We start from the raw sequence: 17,217 nt of genomic DNA on the forward strand, positions 1-17,217 counted from the left end.
GCGCTTCACCTGGTCAATGCACGGTCCACTGGACCGACTTGAGGTCGATCCCTTCCTTGGCCATCTCGTACAGGGGCGACATCTCCCGCAGCCGCGTGACGACCTCGATGATCCGCTTGGCCGTGTAGTCCACCTCTTCCTGCGTGCTGAACCGGCCCAGGCCGAACCGGATCGAGGAGTGGGCGAGCTCGGAGCCCACCCCCAGCGCCCGCAGCACGTAGGACGGCTCCAGCGTCGCCGAGGTGCAAGCCGAGCCGGAGGAGAGCGCGATCTCCTTCACGCCCATCAGCAAGGATTCGCCCTCGACATAGGCGAACGACAGGTTCAGGTTGTGCGGCAGCCGCTGCGTCGGGTGGCCGTTCAGGTACACCTCGTCAAGCTCCTTCGTGATCGCCGCCTGCAGCCGGTCCCGCAGGGCCGTCAGCCGGACCGATTCGGCGGCCATCTCCTGCTCGCACAGCTCGCAGGCCTTCCCGAAGCCCACGATCAGGGGCACGGCCAGGGTGCCGGACCGCATCCCGCGCTCGTGGCCGCCGCCGTCCATCTGGGGGACGAGCCGCACGCGCGGGCCCTTCTTGCGGACGTAGAGGGCCCCCACGCCCTTGGGCCCGTAGATCTTGTGGGCGGTGAAGGACATGAGGTCAATCCCCATCTCCTGCACGTCCACGGGAATCTTGCCGACCCCCTGGGTCGCGTCGCAGTGGAACAGGACGCCCTTCTCCTTGGCGATCTTGCCGATCTCCTTCACCGGGTTGATCGTGCCGATCTCGTTGTTCGCGAGCATGATCGAGATCAGAACCGTCTTGTCCGTGATCGCGTTCCGGACGTCGTCCGGGTTGACCATCCCGTGCTTGTCCACGGGGAGATAGGTGACCTTCACGCCCCGCTTGGACTCCAGCGCCTTGGCCGTGTCGATCACGGCGCGGTGCTCGGTCTGGCACGTGATGATATGGTCGCCTTTCTCGTGGTACATCTCGACGACGCCCTTGAGCGCCAGGTTGTCGGACTCGGTCGCCCCGCTCGTGAACACCAGCTCCTTGGGGTCGGCGTGGATGAGCCGGGCGATCTGCTTCCGTGCGCGCTCGACGGCCTCCTCCGCCTCCCACCCGAAGGCGTGGTTCCGGCTGGCCGCGTTGCCGAACTTCTCGGTGAAGTAAGGCAGCATGGTCTCCAGGACCCGCGGGTCCACCGGGGTCGTCGAATGGTTGTCCAGGTAAATCGGGAACTTCATCGCTCGATGCCTCCCGCATGGGTGATCGACTGGACGGTGATCAACGGCGTCCCGCCCAGCATGTCTTCGACGGTCATGTTGCTGAGAAGCTGATAAATGCTGTCCTGGACCTTGAGGAGGGGCGTGCGGATGTTGCAGTGCTCGTGCTGGACGCAGACCGAGGCGTCCTTGTCATGGTAACAATCCGTAATGCCGATCGGTCCCTCGATGGCTTCCAGCACCTGCGCGATCGTGATGGCGTTGGCCCGCCGCGCGAGCAGGTAGCCGCCCTTGGGGCCGTTGTGGCTCTCGATGAGCCCGTGTTTCGCGAGCGTCTGCAGGACCTTGGCGAGGAGCTCCACCGGGATGTGATACTCCTCGGCGATCTCCTTGGTGTTGACGACGCGGGCGTTGACGAGGTCGCCGTACTGGACCGAGGCGATGTACTGTAAGGCCATCAACCCGTAGTCCGCCTTCTTGGAAAGTTTCAGCACGCGAACCTCCGGACGAGTTTATCTGCGACCAAAGCTATCTCCGATTAAAAAAGTCGGATACACTTTAGCATCTTGAGATTTTCCCTGTCAACAAGCCAATATCTCTCATAGAAACAATATGTTGTATTATTCAAATTGAGGATGCATCGGCTGAACCTTCTGTGGTAGAGTGAGTTCGCGTTGCCCTTCCAGAGGGCGAGAGGACAAGCATGGGCGGAACCAACCCTTACATCGAGAAAGCACAAGCCGAGCTCCCAACCAAACCTTTTACCGTCACCTTTCTGACTCCTGACCGGCAAACCGTCCAGGTGCAGGTGGACCCGGCCAAGGTGCCTTATGGGGAGACCGGACAGCCGGGCAGCCTGCTGGACATCGCGCTGGGCGCCGGCATTGATTTGGAACATGCCTGTGGCGGCGTCTGCGCCTGCTCCACCTGTCATGTGATCGTGAAGAAGGGCCTGGAGTCCTGCAACGAGGGGACGGACGACGAGTTCGACCAGCTCGAAGAGGCGCCGGGCCTCACCTTGCAATCCCGCCTGGGCTGTCAGTGCGTGCCCAACGGCACGGTGGACCTGGTCGTGGAGATTCCTGCCGTCAACAAGAACCTCGTCAAGGAAGGCCATTGACCGGCCGGTCCCGCGTGCGACGGTGAGCCCATCCCATGACTGAAGTCCGCGTCCGGTTCGCCCCCAGTCCGACAGGCTACCTCCACATCGGCGGGGTCCGGACCGCCCTCTTCAACTGGCTTTTCGCCCGGCACGAGAAGGGCAAGTTCATCCTCCGGATCGAAGACACGGACCAGAGCCGCTCGACCGACGAGGCCATCCAGGTGATCCTCGAAGGGATGAAGTGGGTCGGCTTGGACTGGGACGAGGGGCCCTATCGCCAGACCGAGCGGATGGACCTCTACCGCCGGCACGCGCTGACATTGCTCGAGAAGGGGCAGGCCTACTGGTGCGTGTGCCGTGCCGAGGAACTGGAGGCCCGCCGCAGGGAGGCCCAGGCCAAGGGGCTTCCGCAGAAGTACGACGGCCGCTGCCGGGCCAAGAACATCACGGATCCCCAGGGCGAGGCTGCGCTCCGGTTCAAGGCCCCGCAGGAGGGGCGGACCGTCGTTGACGACCTGATCAAGGGACCGGTGGTCTTCGAAAACGACCTGCTCGACGACCTGATCATCCTCCGTTCCAACGGGTACCCCACTTACAACTTCTCCGTCGTCGTGGACGACGCGCTCATGGGCATCACCCACGTGATCCGGGGCGACGACCACTTGAACAACACGCCCCGGCAGGTGCCGATCTTCCAAGCCCTGGGTTTTCCGATCCCGCGCTTCGGACACCTCGCAATGATCATGGGCTCGGACAAGGCCAAGCTCTCCAAGCGGCACGGGGCGACCTCTATCCTGGCTTACCGGGACATGGGCTACCTGCCCGAGGCGATGGTGAACTACCTCGTGCGTCTCGGTTGGTCCTACGGAGACCAGGAGATTTTCACCATCCCCGAGCTGATCGAGAAGTTCTCGCTCGAATCCATCCAGAAATCCGCCGCCGTGTTCAATCCGGAGAAGCTCCTGTGGGTCAACGCCCAGTATCTCAAGAGCAACGAGCCGAAGCGGATCGCCGAGCTGCTCCTGCCGTTCCTGGAGCAGGCCGGGCTGGGCGAGGCGGTCAAGAAAGCCGCGCCCGGCTGGGGCGAGCGGTTCGTCCTGGCCCTGCGGGAACGGTCCCAGACGTTGGTCGAGATGGCGGCAGCCGCCGGCACCTACTTGCGGGACGAGGTCGAAATCGAGGCGGCCGCCGCCCAGAAGTTTCTGACCCCGGCCATCGCCCCGTCGCTGGAGAAGCTCACGAACCGGCTGGCCAAGGCCGATTTCGCGACTCCAGCGTTGGAGCAGGCCTTCAAGCTCGTGCTGGAGGAAGACGGGTTGAAGATGGGTCAGCTCGCCCAGCCGGTGCGCGTGGCGCTCACCGGCCGCACGGCCAGCCCGGGACTCTTTGAAGTGATGGATCTCCTGGGACGGGAGCGGATCCTCGCCCGGTTGCGGAAAGGGATCGAGCTGGCCCGAGCAGCCAAGTAGCAATCTTGGCTGGCGAACGAGGTGCGAGCGGGCCTCGGTCGCTGCGCCGGCCGCCCTTGACTGGGAACAGAGGTTTCGGTAGGCTGCAAGCTCGGTTGGGGGATCGTCTAGTGGCAGGACGTCAGACTCTGGATCTGACTACCTAGGTTCGAATCCTAGTCCCCCAGCCAAATCTTTGGCGCGACAGAAGATTCCGGTTTGTCAACCGACGGACAGTGCCGCGCCACAGCCCTCCCTTCCAGTCATGGCAATGTCTCGCCGGAAGCGGTGTCGCGCAGCGCGACGTCACGATGATGGGCTTCAACCTTTTCCAGCTCGGAGTAGAAAAGGCCCGAACTAAGGGTTAGCGAGCGTCGGTGGAACGATGGCCGCTGCCGCTCAACGAGCGAAAAACTGGGGGATCGTCTAGTGGCAGGACGTCAGACTTTGGATCTGACTACCCAGGTTCGAATCCTGGTCCCCCAGCCAAATCTTTGTTAACTAGGAGTCATTTCAAAACCCGCCGTTCACCCTTCGACGGGCTCAGGGCGAACGGGGAGTCCCTTGAGAACATTGGCATTCTGCCGTTCATGCCGAGCTTGTCGAAGCCTGTGGTGAGCAAAGTCGAACCGCACGGTCACGGGTTTTGAAATGACTTCTACGCGATCTCTCTATGGCGAAGCTGAAGGACGTCCTGGCGTTTCTGCGGGAACGCGGGTGGTCCGAATATCGCCATGAAGGGGGAAGCCGCCGAGTCTGGGGCCATTCGGACGGTCGGCAGATCACGATCGCGACCATCCCGGTCAGGAAATTGACCGGCCCACCCTGGCCAAACTGCTCAAGCAAGCTGGTTATTCGTTGCGGGAATTCTGGAATCGCTACATCGGCTGTAAGCGGGTAAGCGAGGAGGGTCGGCTTCGCGGTCATGGGGTGGAGGGATGGCGGAGCGTGAAGTGCCAGTAGGGGGGAAGATCGGAAACCTGGACCTCGGCGAACGTGTCGCGCAGGGAAAAGATCTCCGGTCGGCGCACGCGCTGTTCAATCGGCGTGAAAAAGCGATCGTAGGCGGCATGGCAGAGAAAGGGCCAGGAAGCCTCCTCGTAGATGTCGGCCAGGGGCACGTAGCGGCCGAGCCCGAACGGTCGGGCCACGTTGCGGGCGGCGCGGAGGGGGAGATAGACGGCGCCAGCCAGGCCCGCGGCGAGCACGGCCCGGGCCTTCGGCGAGTGGAGCCGTGAAAGCCGCAGCCGGATCAGGCTCACGATGCGGAGGAGCCACGTGAAGTAGCGCGGGCGGTTGTCGAGCGCGTAATAGACGAAGACGAGCCACCAGGGAGCATAGTGGGCGATCCGGCGAAGCGCCTGCAGCATGTCCTCGGGCAGGTGGTGGAGGACCCCCACGCAGAGGGCGAAATCGGCAAAATGCCTCCGGAAGGGGAGCGTTCGGATGTCGCCGCGGAAGAACAGGGCCGGTGCGTCGTCCAGCAACCGTCTCGCCTGGAAAATCGCGTCGCAGAAGTCCACGAGCACCAGTTCTCGGCAGCGCCTCTTTAGCAGATAGCTCCAGCGGCCCATCCCGCAGCCGAGATCGCAGACCCTCGCCTGTTTCAGAGCTTCGAACGGAACCAGATCGAAATATCCGGCGAACTGCCGCTCGTAGTCCGGCAGCATGCCGTCATAGCACTTCCATTCGGCGCCGAACGTCGCTTGGATCTCCGCGGCATCGGGAGAGAGACGCCCCCCGTCGAGCAGCACGACCTCGTCTTCGATCGGGTATTCTAGCCCGTTCACACGGAGACGATCGGGCTCGACGCACACGTCCCCCGTGCCAAACAGGTCCTGCAGGCTTTCCAGTCTGCTGGCGTACCGGCTCACAGGACGTAGTCTCCGACTCTTCGAAGCTGAGATGCCCGTGACGGATGCCGGCAGTATCAATGCGCCGGATCAGAATTTCTGGGGGAAAACCTGACAGAGTGCAACGCGCGCAGAATACGCCTCTAGACGCCCTCTTGCAAGGACAAAAGGCATGAGCCGGGGAAGAACGTCCTGTCCGGTGTGCTGGTCCTGAAGGAGGGCCGCGGCACTCGGTCGGGTGCCCAGGGGGACGCCGACCGGCTGAGGAGGGGCTAGGTTTCCTGCCGGGCTTTTTCGATCTTGGCCCAGGGGTCCTTGAGGGAGACGGTCCGGTTGAAGACCAGCGCACCCTTGGTCGTATCGGGGTCCGTGCAGAAATAGCCCTGCCGCTCGAACTGGACCCGCGTGCCCGGCTTGGCCTGGGCCAGGCTCGCCTCCACTTTGCAGCCGGCCAGTCTCTGGAGCGATTGAGGGTTGAGGGACTGGGTCCAATCCCGGTCCGCCGGAACTTGTGACAGGTCGGTTGTAAGCAGCGCCTCGTAGAGTCGCACCTCCGCGTCCAGCGCGTGCTCGGCCGAGACCCAGTGGATCGTGCTTTTGACCTTGCGTCGGGAGGAGCCGCCGCTGCGGGTCTCCGGGTCATAGGTGCAGTGCAGCTCGACGACCTCGCCCCGTTCGTTCTTCACCACGTCCACGCACTTGACGATGAAGGCGTAGCGGAGCCGGACTTCGCGGCCCGGTGCGAGGCGGAAATACTTGGGCGGTGGCGCTTCGCGGAAGTCCTCCTGCTCGATGTACAGGATCCGGGAGAAAGGAACCTTTCGCGTGCCGGCGTTCGGGTCTTCCGGGTTGTTGACGGCTTCCAATTCTTCGACCTGTCCTTCCGGATAGTTGTCAATCACGACCTTGAGCGGTCGGAGCACGGCCATCACGCGTGCGGCGCGTTTGTTGAGGTCCTCACGGACGAAGTGCTCCAGCAGGGCCATCTCGATCGTCGCATCCCGTTTGGCCACGCCGATGTGCTCGCAGAAGGCGCGGATCGCTTCGGGCGTATAGCCCCGCCGCCGCAATCCCTTGAGCGTCGGCAGGCGCGGGTCGTCCCACCCGGTGACGAGCTTCTTCTCGACCAGCTCGAGCAGCCGCCGCTTGCTCATGACCGTGTTGGTGAGATTGAGCCGCGCGAACTCGATCTGCTGCGGACGATGCGGCGTCTCGCACTGCTCGATCACCCAATCGTAGAGCGGCCGGTGGTCTTCGAACTCCAGCGTGCAGATCGAGTGGGTGATCCCCTCGATCGCGTCCGACAGGGGATGGGCATAGTCGTAGGACGGGTAGAGGCACCACTTGTCGCCGGTCCGGTAATGGGTCGCGTGCCTGATGCGGTAGAGGACCGGATCGCGCAGATTGATGTTCGGGGAGGCCATGTCGATCTTGGCCCGCAGGACATGGGCCCCGTCGGGAAATTCCCCGGCCCTCATCCGCTGAAAGAGATCGAGATTGTCTTCGACCGGCCTGGTCCGGTAGGGGCTGTCCTTGCCCGGCTCGGTGAGGGTGCCTCGGTGCCGTCGGATCTCGTCCGCGCTCAGACTGTCCACATAGGCCTTGCCCTTCTTGATCAGTTTCACGGCGTATTCAAAGAGCGGCTCGAAATAGTCCGAGGCGTAGAACATCTTGTCTTTCCAGTCGAAGCCCAGCCAGCGCACGTCCTCCTGGATGGCTTGGACGTATTCGGGGTCTTCCGTCTCGGGGTTCGTATCGTCGAAGCGGAGGTGACAGACGCCGCCGGGATTCTCGCTGGCGATCCCGAAGTTCAGGCACATGGACTTGGCGTGGCCGATGTGGAGGTAGCCGTTCGGCTCCGGGGGGAAGCGGGTGACGACCCGGCCTCCGTGCTTGCCGGCCTTCCGGTCCTGGGCGACGATGTCCCGGATGAAATCCGAAGGGGGGGATGGCTCGGGATCGGTCATGTCTGCGGCTCCATGTGCTGCAATCTGCGCGACCGTCGCGCTTCTCGGCCTCTGTTCTATCACAGACCAGGGCAAAGGAGAAACGGCCGCGCCCTGTGGTCGGGCCCGGGGGCAAGCCGTATAATGGCCCCATGCTCCCCGGCCGTTCCCGATCAGCCGGCAGGCTCGTTCTGTGTCTGCTCGTCTTCCCGCTGCTCGTCGGCTGCGCCGCCCGGTATTTCCGCGACGTCGAGGCGCCAAGCCAGCCAGCTCTCCGGCACACCCTCCAGGCCTGGCCCTATCGGGAATACTGGACCGGGGTCGTCTTCAACGGGGAAAAGATCGGCCTCACGCACCTGGCTCTGCAGCCGGCGGGGGGCGATCAGTACGAGCTGCGCGCCGAAGCCCTGCTCGCCTTCCACTTCCTGGGCTTCGACAAGCGGGTCACGCTCGCCTCGCAGGATTGGGTGACGGACGACCTGCGTCTGAATCGCTTCGTCCATGACTATGATCTCGACGGCAACCGGCTGAGGCTCACCGGCCGGGTCGAGCAGGGGCAGCTCGTGGTCGAACGGGAGAGCGGCGGCCGGATGACCTCGGAGACGATCCCCTTGACCGGTCCGATCTATCCCTCCAGCGCGATCGCCTTGTACCCGACGTGGCAGGGGCTGGCCGTCGGGCGGGAGTACCGCTATCAGGTCTACGACGGCCAGCGGCAGCAACTGGCGGCGGTGTCGCAGGCGATTGAGGCTTATCAGGAAAGTGATCTCTTTTCCGGCCGCGCCTATCGGGTCGCTACGAAGCTGGACGGGCAGGAGGCCACGACCTGGGTCAACGAACGGGGCGAGCCGGTGCTGGAGATGGCCTGGCACGGAATCCTGATCTCCTCGCTGGAGAGCGAAGCCGAAGCCAAGGCTTACCTGGCCCAGGCCAGCCTGAACAAGCGGGACGTGCTGGTGGAGTTCAGCCTGATTCGGACGAGCCGGCCGATCCCCGCCCCGCGCGCGGTCAGGCGATTGTTGGTGAATCTGGCAGGCCTGCCCGATGCGTTCACGATCCCGTCGGATCAGTGGCAGGACTGTCGGCGGGAGGGGCCGAACGCCCGTTGTTTCATCCAGGCTGTCGAACCAGCCGCGATCGGCGAGCCCCGTCCCGTTCCCCTCGACGAGCTGAAGCCCTATCTCAAGCCGACCCAGACCATTGACAGCCAGGACCGAGAGATTCAACGCACCGCCCGGGAGATCGTCGGGCCTGCCACCGAGCCGCTAGCGCAGGTCAGGCGAGTGGTCGCCTGGCTGCAGGAGCAGGTCGCTCAGGAGCCGGCGGACGTCTTCACCTCGCGCGAGGTCTTCGACAAGCGGAAAGCCGAGTGTCAGGGGCTGACCTGGCTCTATGCGGCCTTCGCACGGAGCCTCGACGTGCCGACCAAGGTGGTGAACGGCCTCGTCTACGTGGGCGAATTGGGCGGGTTTCTCTACCATACCTGGGCCGAGAGCTACGTCGGAGGCCGATGGTTGCCGATTGACCCGACGTTCGGCCAGGTCGGGGCGGATGCGACCCACATCAAGTTGATCGAGGGCGACCGACCGGCCGACCTCCTGCCCCTCGTGGACCTCGTCGGAAGGATCCGCATCGAGGCGCTCTCCGATTCGCGATCGTGATCGGCGAAAGGCGGCTTGATTTCCTCCCGAGAAATCGAGTAGGGTGCGTCGCCCTCATGCGACGTGTTGAGCTCACCAGTCTGATTGACGCAACACCATCGTGACGCGCCCCCTCTTCATCATCCTGTTGCTGGCCGTGCTCGCCGTCCCGAGCCTCGCGCTTGCCGAACGACCCGCCACGGAGCTGAGCGCCGAGGCCCAAAGGGAATGCGACCAGGGGCGGAGGGCCAAGGAGCGGTCGGTCCGGCTGGCCCATTTCGAGAAGAGCCAGAAGCTGGCCGAGCGGGCCGTGGCCCTGAACGACCAGCTTGCGGCCGCCCACTTCGCCCTTTTCTGCAGCCTGGGCGAACAGATCCGGATTGACGGGGAGACCCTCAGCGCCACGTCGCTGTTCGGGTTCCGGCGCGTGATGAGGGAGCTCGACCGCACCTTGGAGATCGAGCCGGACAACCTTGACGCCCTTTCTTCCAAGGGCACCTTCCTGGTCAGGCTTCCGGTCCTCCTCGGTGGGGATGCGACGAGGGGAGAGCAGCTGCTGCGATACGTGATCCAGCGGGAGCCGCGATCGGTGAACGCCCGCCTGAGCCTGGCCAAGGCCTATGCGGCGCGCGGGAAGCGTGCGGAAGCAATGACCCTGGCGGCGGACGCCCTGAAGTTTGCCGAGGCCGACGGACACGAGGACTTCATCCCCGAGGCCCGGGCCACCCTGGCCGCCCTGGGGTTGAATCAGGCCGACATCCTCACGGTCAGGCCCTGATCCACTCTCCCTCCCTCACCTCATCCACACGTTCAGCACGTGATCGCCGCGGCTCGGCTCATCGGTTCCGCTTCCGCCGCCACGCATCCAGGATCGGGGCGGCCATCAGCAGCAGGGCGACGAGGAAGAGCGGCCAGTTGAACCAAGTCGGCCGCACGGCACGGATCGCCTCCTCTCCCGCGCCCAGCACCTGGAGCGTATCGGCCATGAAGCAGTAGAGGGCCAGGATCATCCCGCCGCCCGCCAGGCTCCAGGCCCAACGCCCGGGCCGAAGCGGTTCCTCCTGCCGGTCGGCCGAGCCCAGGAGCGTTCCGCCGAGCACCATCAGGACGGCGATGCTCACCGGCGCCCACACCGGTCCCCACCAGGGGAGCGGGATCAGGAACAGGACGTCCCAGTCCGTCGGAGACCGGGGCCAGCCGGCCAGCACCCACAGGAAGGCGTAGTAGAAGATGTCCCAGATCCCGAAGGCGAGCAGGAAGTAGCCGGACCGGCTGATCCAGGTTTGGCCAGCCAGCCACCCCACCGCCGCCAGCATCGCCAGCGTCGCCGCTTCACGGGCGATCTCGGTCTGGAGCACCCAGGCCGGCACGTCCGCCGGCGTGATCCGGAACGGATCGAGACGATTGGCCAGGGTCCGTAGATAGAGGACGACGGCAGACTCCACGAAGGCCATGGCCACCGCATAGGCGGCCACCGGGACCCAGCGAGAGCGAAAGGACATGGATGGCATACTCGGGGAGCGGGCGGTTACGGCCCCATGGCGGGCGTATTGATCTTGCCCACATACTTCTCCCAACTGGCCACGACGCCGTCCTCAAAAAACACCCGGAACTCGGACGTCTTGCACGGGTCCCGGCCGCCGGGAGGGTAGAGCCACACCTCGACCTGTTTGCCTTTGAAATCGAACTGCCGTTTGCAGATGGGCTCGCCTTCGACCAGGTAGACCTGGTCCGGGGTCATCCCCTTGAGCAGATAGCCGTTGTCGATCGCCCGCCTGATCGGATCGGGATAGGAGGGGTACTGGTCGCGCAGCAGGCGGTCTCGCGCCGACTCGCACCCGCCGATGAGCGACAAGGCCAGGAGGGAGCAGACGATGGGCGCCGCGCGCACGGTTGGTTCCGTCGGCCGCATGTACCGGTCCTTCGTATCGCATTCCGCGTCGCGTTGCAATCCCCCAGGGCCTGTGGTATGGTTCGCCCCGGCTTTGAACCGCTGCCATCCTCTCTCGGAGACCGGCTGGTCCCATCGTCTAGCCTGGCCTAGGACGGAGCCCTCTCAAGGCTCAGACACGGGTTCGAATCCCGTTGGGACCACCAATTTCTTCCTTTCTCCTTCAACGACTTCGTAGCGTTCACCGCCTTCCCGACAATCCCCTCGAAAATTTCATAGGACAAACCATAGGACAAAGTGTAGGCTTTCTCCAACATCGTCACCGCTCTTCGAAGCTGCTTATTCCAGCCAGGTCCGCCATGCGAATAGGCGCTCGTCATCGCCTCCGATCCCATGAGATCCCCGCCAAGTCCGCGGATGCGATGCCCCAACAGGGCCGCTCTCACCTCCAGGCTCACGCCCAGGTTTTGCAGACGCGTTGCGAAGGTATGCCTGAGATCGTGGAAGTGCAGGTCGTGGACTTTTGCCCGCTTGCACGTCCGACTCCAGAAGGTTCCCAGCGCGTCGGCGGTCCAACGCCGGAAAATCTGGTCCTCAATATTCGGGACGTCTGTCTGTAGAGCCGCAAACGCCACACGGTTGAGCGGAAGCTCCCGAGGCGTGTTCTTAAGCCGGCTCCGCGCTGGCGGCAAGATCAGCCAGGGCCCGTCGTCGCGTTGCCTCACCCATGACCGGCCAATCTCAACAATTTTCCCCTCACGAAGGCCCGTATGAAGCGCGACCAGCGCGATCCGCCACAGTGCTTCCGGTGCCACTTTCTGAATCGCATTCAACTCTTCATCAGTCGCGACCCGTTCCCGAATAGCCACGTCCGGCAGTTCAACGCGCTTCAGTCGGTTCTTGTCGAGTTTGTCGAAATCAACCGCAAGATTGAGAATTCGCATCAGAACATTCCACTCGCGCCGGATCGTCCAGTGCGCGGCCTTGGCTTGGAGCCGATCGTTGATGAACTGCAAGCCATCTTCGGCCGTGAGCGAATCAAGAGGGCGATCACCAAATCGAGGCAGCAAATGGACTTCAACGACGTTTTCGGGGCGTCTCAGATCGATGCGGTTTTTGACCCGCATCGTCTGCCAATAGATCGGGAGGAATTCACGAAGGGTCGGGGCGGAGATCCTTGTTTGACCTTGGACATGATTGCCAGCCTGGATCTTGGCGATCGCCTTGAGCGCCTGTTGCTCAGCTTCTTCCTTGGTCAAGTTGTAGCCGAGCAGCGGCCGGTATCGCTCGCCCTTCCAGCGGTAGTACAGATCGAACGCCAATCCATGGCGTTTCGTGGCGCGGGTCTTGATCGTGATGTTCATAAAGGACCTCCTCAGCGATAGAGCGGATTGCGATGATAGACAGGAGGAGACGCAATGTCTATGCCTGAGAGTGCGCTGCTTTCCGCCTGCGTCGCTGAGGCACTGACTCCTCCGCTTCTGACCCAAGCGAGGAGATCATCCTTGTCAAAGAGGTAACTCCGAGAACCAGGAGGCCGGTACCGCCGAATGCTCCGGTTTTGGTAGAGCCACGACTTCGATTTTCGCAGGAACCGAGCGGCTTCGGTCAGGGTCAGAAGCTGCATGCCTTCCTCGTACTCTCCGTTCAAAAATGACCAACACTGGAGGGGGCGTGCCGGGGCTGAAGAGCAGCGAGCCACGCCCTGCCGGTCCCCTCCCTCCTGGCCCCCTCCCGTCCGGTCCTGTCCACTGCGAGAGCCCGACCCGCTGCCCCCATTCCGCCCACACCCCCAGACGTGCGTGAGGGGTGGGGCTCAAAATGTTTTTTGTTGAGGGAGGAGGGGGCAGATGAAGGGGCAGAGGCGAGTCAGTCGGCTGGCACGGCGTGAGGAGGCGCCCGCCCCCGCGCGGCCCTATCTCGTGCCCCGGTACCGGATCAGCCTGGTGCAGGAAGCCGCCTATCCCACCGAGGCCCCGATCGTCACCGATTCCCGCGCCGCTGGTCAGGCGCTCCAGCCGGTCTTTGAGGGCCTGGACCGGGAGCAGTTCGTCGTCTGCTGTCTGGACGCCAAGCACCGGATCATCGGCGTCAACGTGGTTTCCGTCGGCTCCCTCACCCTCAGCATTGTGCATCCGCGCGAGGTCTTCAAACCGGCGATCCTGCTGAACGCCGCGGCGGTGCTCCTGGCCCACAACCATCCGTCCGGGGACTCTACGCCGAGCCAGGAGGACCGCGCGTTGACCGCCCGGCTGAAGGCCGCCGGCGAAGTTCTGGGAATCACCGTGCTGGACCATGTGATTGTCGGCGACGGCCGCCTCTACAGCTTTGCCGATGAGGGGCAACTGTGAGCGGCGGTCGCTCCACCATGAAAGGAGCCCCGTCATGACGACGACGACCACCAACCACCTCTCATCCCCTGAGCCGCGCCGGTGCAGCGAGTGCGGGCGGCAGGCCTGGGAGACCGCCACGGTCGTTGACCCGACCACCGGCTCGCAACTCGCTCTTTGCGGTCAATGCGTCATCGTCTTGCTCCAGCGCCAGCACTTTCCCCCTGGCTGCGGCGGCGGGTAGCCCGCTTGCCCGGCTCGACGCACAGCCTGCCGATCGGCAACGCAGTCCCTCTGTTGCGACCACGTATTCTGCTTTGCAAACCCGTCCTTCCGTCCTATACTGTCCTGCCTTGACGATTGGCCGGTCCAAGCTTCCTCTCGTCACGAGGCGGCTTGTGTTACACGAGCGTGACCGGTTCCGCCATCTCGTCGCCCAGCTCCGGGCCGCCCTGGACGCACGGGGCGATGCGGCCTTTGCCGACGCCCTCACCGAATGCCTGCGGAATGCGACCGTGAACCCCCAGTGTCCCATGGGCCGCCTGGTCCTGGCACGGCGGACCAAGGGCAAGCCTCCGATGGCCCCGCCCCGTGCACCCGCTGAACCGACAGGTCGCCGAAAAGCATTGCCCCGCTTTGTGGCCCGCGGGTCCCGAGAGGAGATCTTCGAGGGCCTTCTGTCGTTTTTGAAGACCCAGGCGATCGTGTCCGCCGATGTGCCCCTGCTCCGGGCGCTGCGCGAGTGCCAGCGCTTCACCGAGGAGAAAGAACCCAACTTCTGCCCTGTCCGTCGTCTCCTGCATCCCGAGCGTCCCCTTTCTGCCTCGAAGTCCCCTGACCAGCCCTAGCTCAGCAGCCGCATGATCCATTTGACCCCGGCCACGACCACGGCCAGGGCGAGGGCCGCCGCGCCCCAGGCCATGAGGTCCGCCGTGAGGGTCTGTCCGATCGTCGTGATTGCCGATGCGGTCATGATGAAGCCTCCCTGGAAAGGAACGGACGAGGGGCGCGCTCCCTCGTCCATTCCCCACGCCCCTAGCGGACCAGACCCCGGACCCGCCGAAAGGCGTAGATGGCCAGCGCCACCCCGATCAGCGCCGTCGCCCAGAGGAGCAGATCGGCCTTGATCGTGGCGACGTCCGCGGAGACCGGAAAGATGTTGGTCGCCTGCGCGAAGGACCACGCCGGCACCGCCAGCATCACGACCAGTCCCCACAGCCCTGCCAGCCACCGCCTGACGAACCGTCCCATAGGGACACCTCCTCGTTTGGTGGACCCGCCCACCCGCGGTCCTGGCGGCCCCCAGGACTGGGCCCCTCCCGTCAGTGGGAGGGCATCAGCATCTTGATGATGCAGCCCACGGCGAAGCCGCCGAGCCAGCAGACCGCCGTGCCGACCGCCGAGGCCATCGCGCCCCGCTCCGCCGCCACGCTCGCGATCCACTCCGCTTCCGCCACCACGCGGGCATAGGCCTGGGGCGACACGAGCGCGAGCGCCCGGCCCGGCATGACGCAGGCCATGAACAGGAACAGCCAGACGCCGGAGAGATAGGTGGAGAGTACGAGTGCCGCGCGGATCATAGCCGCCCCGCCAGGAGGCCGGAGAGGAAGGCCAGGAGCAGGAGCACCACCGTGACAAAGGTTGGGTCCATCCTGACCTTCCTTGCTCCTGCCGTTTGTTACGCCCTGGCCGGCTGAGCCCCGGCCACGTCGAGCTGCAGCACGTCGAACAGCCACAGGTTGGCCTTGGCCAGGAACCGGACCTCCACCGTGGCCACCGCCTGCTTGTGCTTGGCCGCCTGGATCGCCGGCAGCAGCGTGCTCGCCGACTCCTCAGGGATGTTCAACGACATGGTCATTGCGTCCTTCCCGTCCACGTCCAGCCGGAGGGTCCGGTAGACCTTGCCCTCCTTGTTCTTCCGCTCCCCCACCCCCAACACCAGCCCTCGCATCGTCACCTGTGCCATCGCAAAAGACCTCCTGGTTACAGGGTTGCCACCGCCGCGCTCCCCGCTCGAAGCAAAAGGAGCCTTCACACTCGTGACAGACACTCACCAGACACGGACCCACCTGGATCAGCCGGTTCGTCCGGGACGAGCAGCCCGGACAGCTCTTGGACTTCAAGGGCAACCGTCGCCTCACGTCGGCTCCAGCCGGTACGGTGTCCGGGAAACCCGTTTCAGCAGGGCCAGGTGGCGGCTCTTCCACCGGTCGGCCCCGCGCTGGATCAGCTCCTCCATGAAGGCTTGGCCGGCCTCCTGGTGGGCGTAGAGGACCGCCAGCATGGGGGCCAGGGATTTGGCCGCCCACTGCTTCACGTCCTCGATCTGCTTCTGGACCTTCTGCAGCAGCAGCGGGGCCTTCTTGAACCCCTCGGTCAGGGCCTCCCACCAGGCACAGAGGGGCGCGCGGGCCCTCTCCCAGGACTTGGCCTCCCGCGTCGTCTCCCGGAAGTCCACGTGGGCGCGCAGGAGGCCAACGACGCGCCGCTTCCAGTCCGCTTCGGGCAGCCCGGCCAACTCCTCCGCACAGGCCTGGGCCCGCTCGTCCTTGAGCTCCAGCTCGAAGCGGGTCCCGTAGGCCTCCCAGTCGGGATCGTGCCGCTTCTTCCGCTCCAGCCGCTTGTCGTAGACCCGGAGGAAGGTTTGGGAGGTGCGCTTCCCGAACTCCAGCGTCAGGCCCGTGTCCTCGAAGAAGTCCAGTTGCTCGTGGATTAGCCGGGAGTAGCGGCTCCGGCAGACGGCCCGGCCCGCGTGGGCGGCCTCATAGACCTGCTGGACCGTGACCCGCTGGAGCCGGTCATCGAGAGCGAGATCCAGGCGCGTGACGTGGCCGGCATGATCCAGGACCCACCGGATCACCGTCCGCACCTGTTCGATCGTCCAGGCGGCCAGGGCGGAGCCGGGGAGAGAGCAATGGACTTCCCGCGGGGCGCGCTTGGCGCCGGTGCCCATGCGGCCGACTTGCGCGCCGGAGAGACAGAGCCACCCTTCCGGGTAGCCGGAGAAGCCCTTCTCCGCCTGACACCAGTCGCCGCCCACCACGTCCTGGACCTCCTGGACCGTGGCCGAGGGGACGGTGAAGCCGAGCCAGTCTAGCTGGACCGTCGAGCCTTCCATGACTTCCGTTTCCGAAGGGACGCTGCACGTAGCGCCCCCGTCTTACTCAACGGGGGCTGGCCGTTCCCGTGCGGTCGGCTGTCGCCGATCCGCACGGCCCCTGGCCCTCGCTTCAAGGGGACCGTGAGTCCCAGCGCGCGCATGGCCCGGCGCACCGAGATTTCGCTGATCCCCAACTCAACGGCCAACTCCTTCACCGACAGCAGCGTCCTTCCCATCAGGTTCCTCCGTGGCAAGCCGCGCCCGTGTCAGTCGCCACCGTACCGACCGGGACACGGAAAGGGAATTGATCAGTTTTGATCTCTTTTGATCAGGAGTGATCAGTTTTGATCAAATCGGCCGCACGAAGGGCAAAACCGGTGCGAAGGCGAATGAGAAGCAACCGGCCGAGATGAGGTGAAACGGCCAGGAACCGCTAGCCTAGGGAATCGCCTAAGGGAGAGAAAGATACACGCCGCACATTTTTGAACGGGACGGGGTAAGAAACAGATCTCAGCGGGCAGCTTCTCGGAATATACTTGCCATTCGGGCCACAAATGTATTCATTCGAGCTGACCCCCTCCCAGAAAACTAGGCCAGCCAAAACTGGGAAAATCGGCTAAGCTTGCAGCCCTCCAACTCAGGAGGGCGCATCATGAAAAAGAGCAAGTTTTCGGAAGAGCAGATCGCCACGGCCCTG

General features: G+C 64.4%; 20 protein-coding genes, 3 tRNA genes and 1 pseudogene. 11 read left to right on the forward strand and 13 right to left on the reverse strand.

All coding sequences use genetic code 11. The features are described 5' to 3' along the window. Nucleotides 1-13 precede the first annotated feature (13 nt). Nucleotides 14-1,231 carry an IscS subfamily cysteine desulfurase gene (locus AB1411_09380; GenBank protein MEW6543810.1) on the reverse strand — a complete coding sequence of 406 codons (1,218 nt, stop codon included), beginning with the start codon at nucleotides 1,229-1,231 and terminating at the stop codon, nucleotides 14-16. Next, nucleotides 1,228-1,704, reverse strand: a complete 477-nt coding sequence (locus AB1411_09385; GenBank protein ID MEW6543811.1) for an Rrf2 family transcriptional regulator — start codon at nucleotides 1,702-1,704, stop codon at nucleotides 1,228-1,230. The genes AB1411_09380 and AB1411_09385 overlap by 4 nt, the downstream gene beginning before the upstream one ends. A 209-nt stretch (nucleotides 1,705-1,913) precedes the next feature. On the opposite strand from AB1411_09385, the gene AB1411_09390 reads away from it, so the two are divergent. The 4 genes from AB1411_09390 (at nucleotide 1,914) to AB1411_09405 (ending at nucleotide 4,249) form a co-directional block, all read left to right on the forward strand. Next, nucleotides 1,914-2,330, forward strand: a complete 417-nt coding sequence (locus tag AB1411_09390; protein MEW6543812.1) for a 2Fe-2S iron-sulfur cluster-binding protein — start codon at nucleotides 1,914-1,916, stop codon at nucleotides 2,328-2,330. Nucleotides 2,331-2,365: 35 nt separating this feature from the next. Further along, nucleotides 2,366-3,781, forward strand: coding sequence for a glutamate--tRNA ligase (gene gltX, locus AB1411_09395; GenBank protein ID MEW6543813.1), 1,416 nt, complete (start codon nucleotides 2,366-2,368; stop codon nucleotides 3,779-3,781). 96 nt (nucleotides 3,782-3,877) lie between these two features. After that, a tRNA-Gln gene (locus AB1411_09400) sits at nucleotides 3,878-3,951 on the forward strand. Between the two features lie 224 nt (nucleotides 3,952-4,175). After that, a tRNA-Gln gene (locus tag AB1411_09405) sits at nucleotides 4,176-4,249 on the forward strand. Between the two features lie 434 nt (nucleotides 4,250-4,683). Here AB1411_09405 and AB1411_09410 read toward each other — a convergent pair. Next, nucleotides 4,684-5,634, reverse strand: a complete 951-nt coding sequence (locus AB1411_09410) for a class I SAM-dependent methyltransferase (protein ID MEW6543814.1) — start codon at nucleotides 5,632-5,634, stop codon at nucleotides 4,684-4,686. Between the two features lie 251 nt (nucleotides 5,635-5,885). Then, on the reverse strand, nucleotides 5,886-7,580 hold the full coding sequence (locus AB1411_09415) for a glutamine--tRNA ligase/YqeY domain fusion protein (GenBank protein ID MEW6543815.1): 1,695 nt from the start codon (nucleotides 7,578-7,580) through the stop codon (nucleotides 5,886-5,888). Nucleotides 7,581-7,675: 95 nt separating this feature from the next. Between AB1411_09415 and AB1411_09420 the strand changes: the two genes are divergently transcribed. Both AB1411_09420 and AB1411_09425 read left to right on the forward strand, forming a co-directional pair. Continuing rightward, nucleotides 7,676-9,220 (forward strand): transglutaminase-like domain-containing protein, encoded by a 1,545-nt coding sequence (locus AB1411_09420; GenBank protein ID MEW6543816.1) that lies wholly within the window; start codon nucleotides 7,676-7,678, stop codon nucleotides 9,218-9,220. 100 nt (nucleotides 9,221-9,320) lie between these two features. Beyond that, entirely contained in the window at nucleotides 9,321-9,977 is a 657-nt protein-coding gene (locus AB1411_09425; protein ID MEW6543817.1) for a tetratricopeptide repeat protein, read from the forward strand. A 58-nt stretch (nucleotides 9,978-10,035) separates the two neighbouring features. Here AB1411_09425 and AB1411_09430 read toward each other — a convergent pair whose 3' ends face one another. Both AB1411_09430 and AB1411_09435 read right to left on the reverse strand, forming a co-directional pair. Then, nucleotides 10,036-10,701, reverse strand: coding sequence for a hypothetical protein (locus AB1411_09430; protein ID MEW6543818.1), 666 nt, complete (start codon nucleotides 10,699-10,701; stop codon nucleotides 10,036-10,038). Nucleotides 10,702-10,727: 26 nt separating this feature from the next. After that, nucleotides 10,728-11,111 (reverse strand): hypothetical protein, encoded by a 384-nt coding sequence (locus AB1411_09435; GenBank protein MEW6543819.1) that lies wholly within the window; start codon nucleotides 11,109-11,111, stop codon nucleotides 10,728-10,730. Between the two features lie 107 nt (nucleotides 11,112-11,218). Here AB1411_09435 and AB1411_09440 point away from each other — a divergent pair. Next, nucleotides 11,219-11,296 (forward strand) — tRNA-Glu (locus tag AB1411_09440). Nucleotides 11,297-11,569: 273 nt separating this feature from the next. On the opposite strand, the pseudogene AB1411_09445 reads toward AB1411_09440, so the two are convergent. After that, a pseudogene (locus AB1411_09445) lies at nucleotides 11,570-11,959 on the reverse strand (tyrosine-type recombinase/integrase). On the opposite strand from AB1411_09445, the gene AB1411_09450 reads away from it, so the two are divergent. Next, nucleotides 11,861-12,475 carry a hypothetical protein gene (locus tag AB1411_09450; protein ID MEW6543820.1) on the forward strand — a complete coding sequence of 205 codons (615 nt, stop codon included), beginning with the start codon at nucleotides 11,861-11,863 and terminating at the stop codon, nucleotides 12,473-12,475. The pseudogene AB1411_09445 and the gene AB1411_09450 overlap by 99 nt on opposite strands. Here AB1411_09450 and AB1411_09455 read toward each other — a convergent pair. Next, nucleotides 12,466-12,717 carry a helix-turn-helix domain-containing protein gene (locus AB1411_09455; GenBank protein ID MEW6543821.1) on the reverse strand — a complete coding sequence of 84 codons (252 nt, stop codon included), beginning with the start codon at nucleotides 12,715-12,717 and terminating at the stop codon, nucleotides 12,466-12,468. The two genes, AB1411_09450 and AB1411_09455, sit on opposite strands and share 10 nt — an antisense overlap. Nucleotides 12,718-12,940: 223 nt before the next feature. Between AB1411_09455 and AB1411_09460 the strand changes: the two genes are divergently transcribed. The 3 genes from AB1411_09460 (at nucleotide 12,941) to AB1411_09470 (ending at nucleotide 14,268) form a co-directional block, all read left to right on the forward strand. Next, nucleotides 12,941-13,441: a JAB domain-containing protein gene (locus AB1411_09460; protein MEW6543822.1), complete on the forward strand. Its 501-nt coding sequence runs from the start codon at nucleotides 12,941-12,943 to the stop codon at nucleotides 13,439-13,441. Nucleotides 13,442-13,475: 34 nt separating this feature from the next. Further along, nucleotides 13,476-13,664, forward strand: a complete 189-nt coding sequence (locus AB1411_09465) for a hypothetical protein (protein ID MEW6543823.1) — start codon at nucleotides 13,476-13,478, stop codon at nucleotides 13,662-13,664. Nucleotides 13,665-13,818: 154 nt separating this feature from the next. Next, entirely contained in the window at nucleotides 13,819-14,268 is a 450-nt protein-coding gene (locus AB1411_09470) for a hypothetical protein (protein ID MEW6543824.1), read from the forward strand. Here the strand turns inward: AB1411_09470 and AB1411_09475 are convergent. The 5 genes from AB1411_09475 to AB1411_09495 all read right to left on the reverse strand — a co-directional run bounded on the left by AB1411_09475 (nucleotide 14,265) and on the right by AB1411_09495 (nucleotide 16,538). Next, nucleotides 14,265-14,393: a hypothetical protein gene (locus AB1411_09475; GenBank protein ID MEW6543825.1), complete on the reverse strand. Its 129-nt coding sequence runs from the start codon at nucleotides 14,391-14,393 to the stop codon at nucleotides 14,265-14,267. The genes AB1411_09470 and AB1411_09475 overlap by 4 nt on opposite strands. A 62-nt stretch (nucleotides 14,394-14,455) precedes the next feature. Then, nucleotides 14,456-14,671, reverse strand: coding sequence for a hypothetical protein (locus tag AB1411_09480; protein ID MEW6543826.1), 216 nt, complete (start codon nucleotides 14,669-14,671; stop codon nucleotides 14,456-14,458). Nucleotides 14,672-14,742: 71 nt separating this feature from the next. Further along, entirely contained in the window at nucleotides 14,743-15,000 is a 258-nt protein-coding gene (locus AB1411_09485) for a hypothetical protein (protein MEW6543827.1), read from the reverse strand. A gap of 98 nt (nucleotides 15,001-15,098) precedes the next feature. After that, complete coding sequence (locus AB1411_09490) at nucleotides 15,099-15,386, reverse strand: hypothetical protein (GenBank protein ID MEW6543828.1); 288 nt, start codon at nucleotides 15,384-15,386, stop codon at nucleotides 15,099-15,101. Nucleotides 15,387-15,557: 171 nt separating this feature from the next. Next, on the reverse strand, nucleotides 15,558-16,538 hold the full coding sequence (locus AB1411_09495; GenBank protein MEW6543829.1) for a replication initiation factor domain-containing protein: 981 nt from the start codon (nucleotides 16,536-16,538) through the stop codon (nucleotides 15,558-15,560). Nucleotides 16,539-17,217 lie beyond the last annotated feature (679 nt).

The organism is Nitrospirota bacterium, from assembly GCA_040757595.1.
Taxonomy (GTDB): Bacteria; Nitrospirota; Nitrospiria; order Nitrospirales; family Nitrospiraceae; genus JBFLWP01.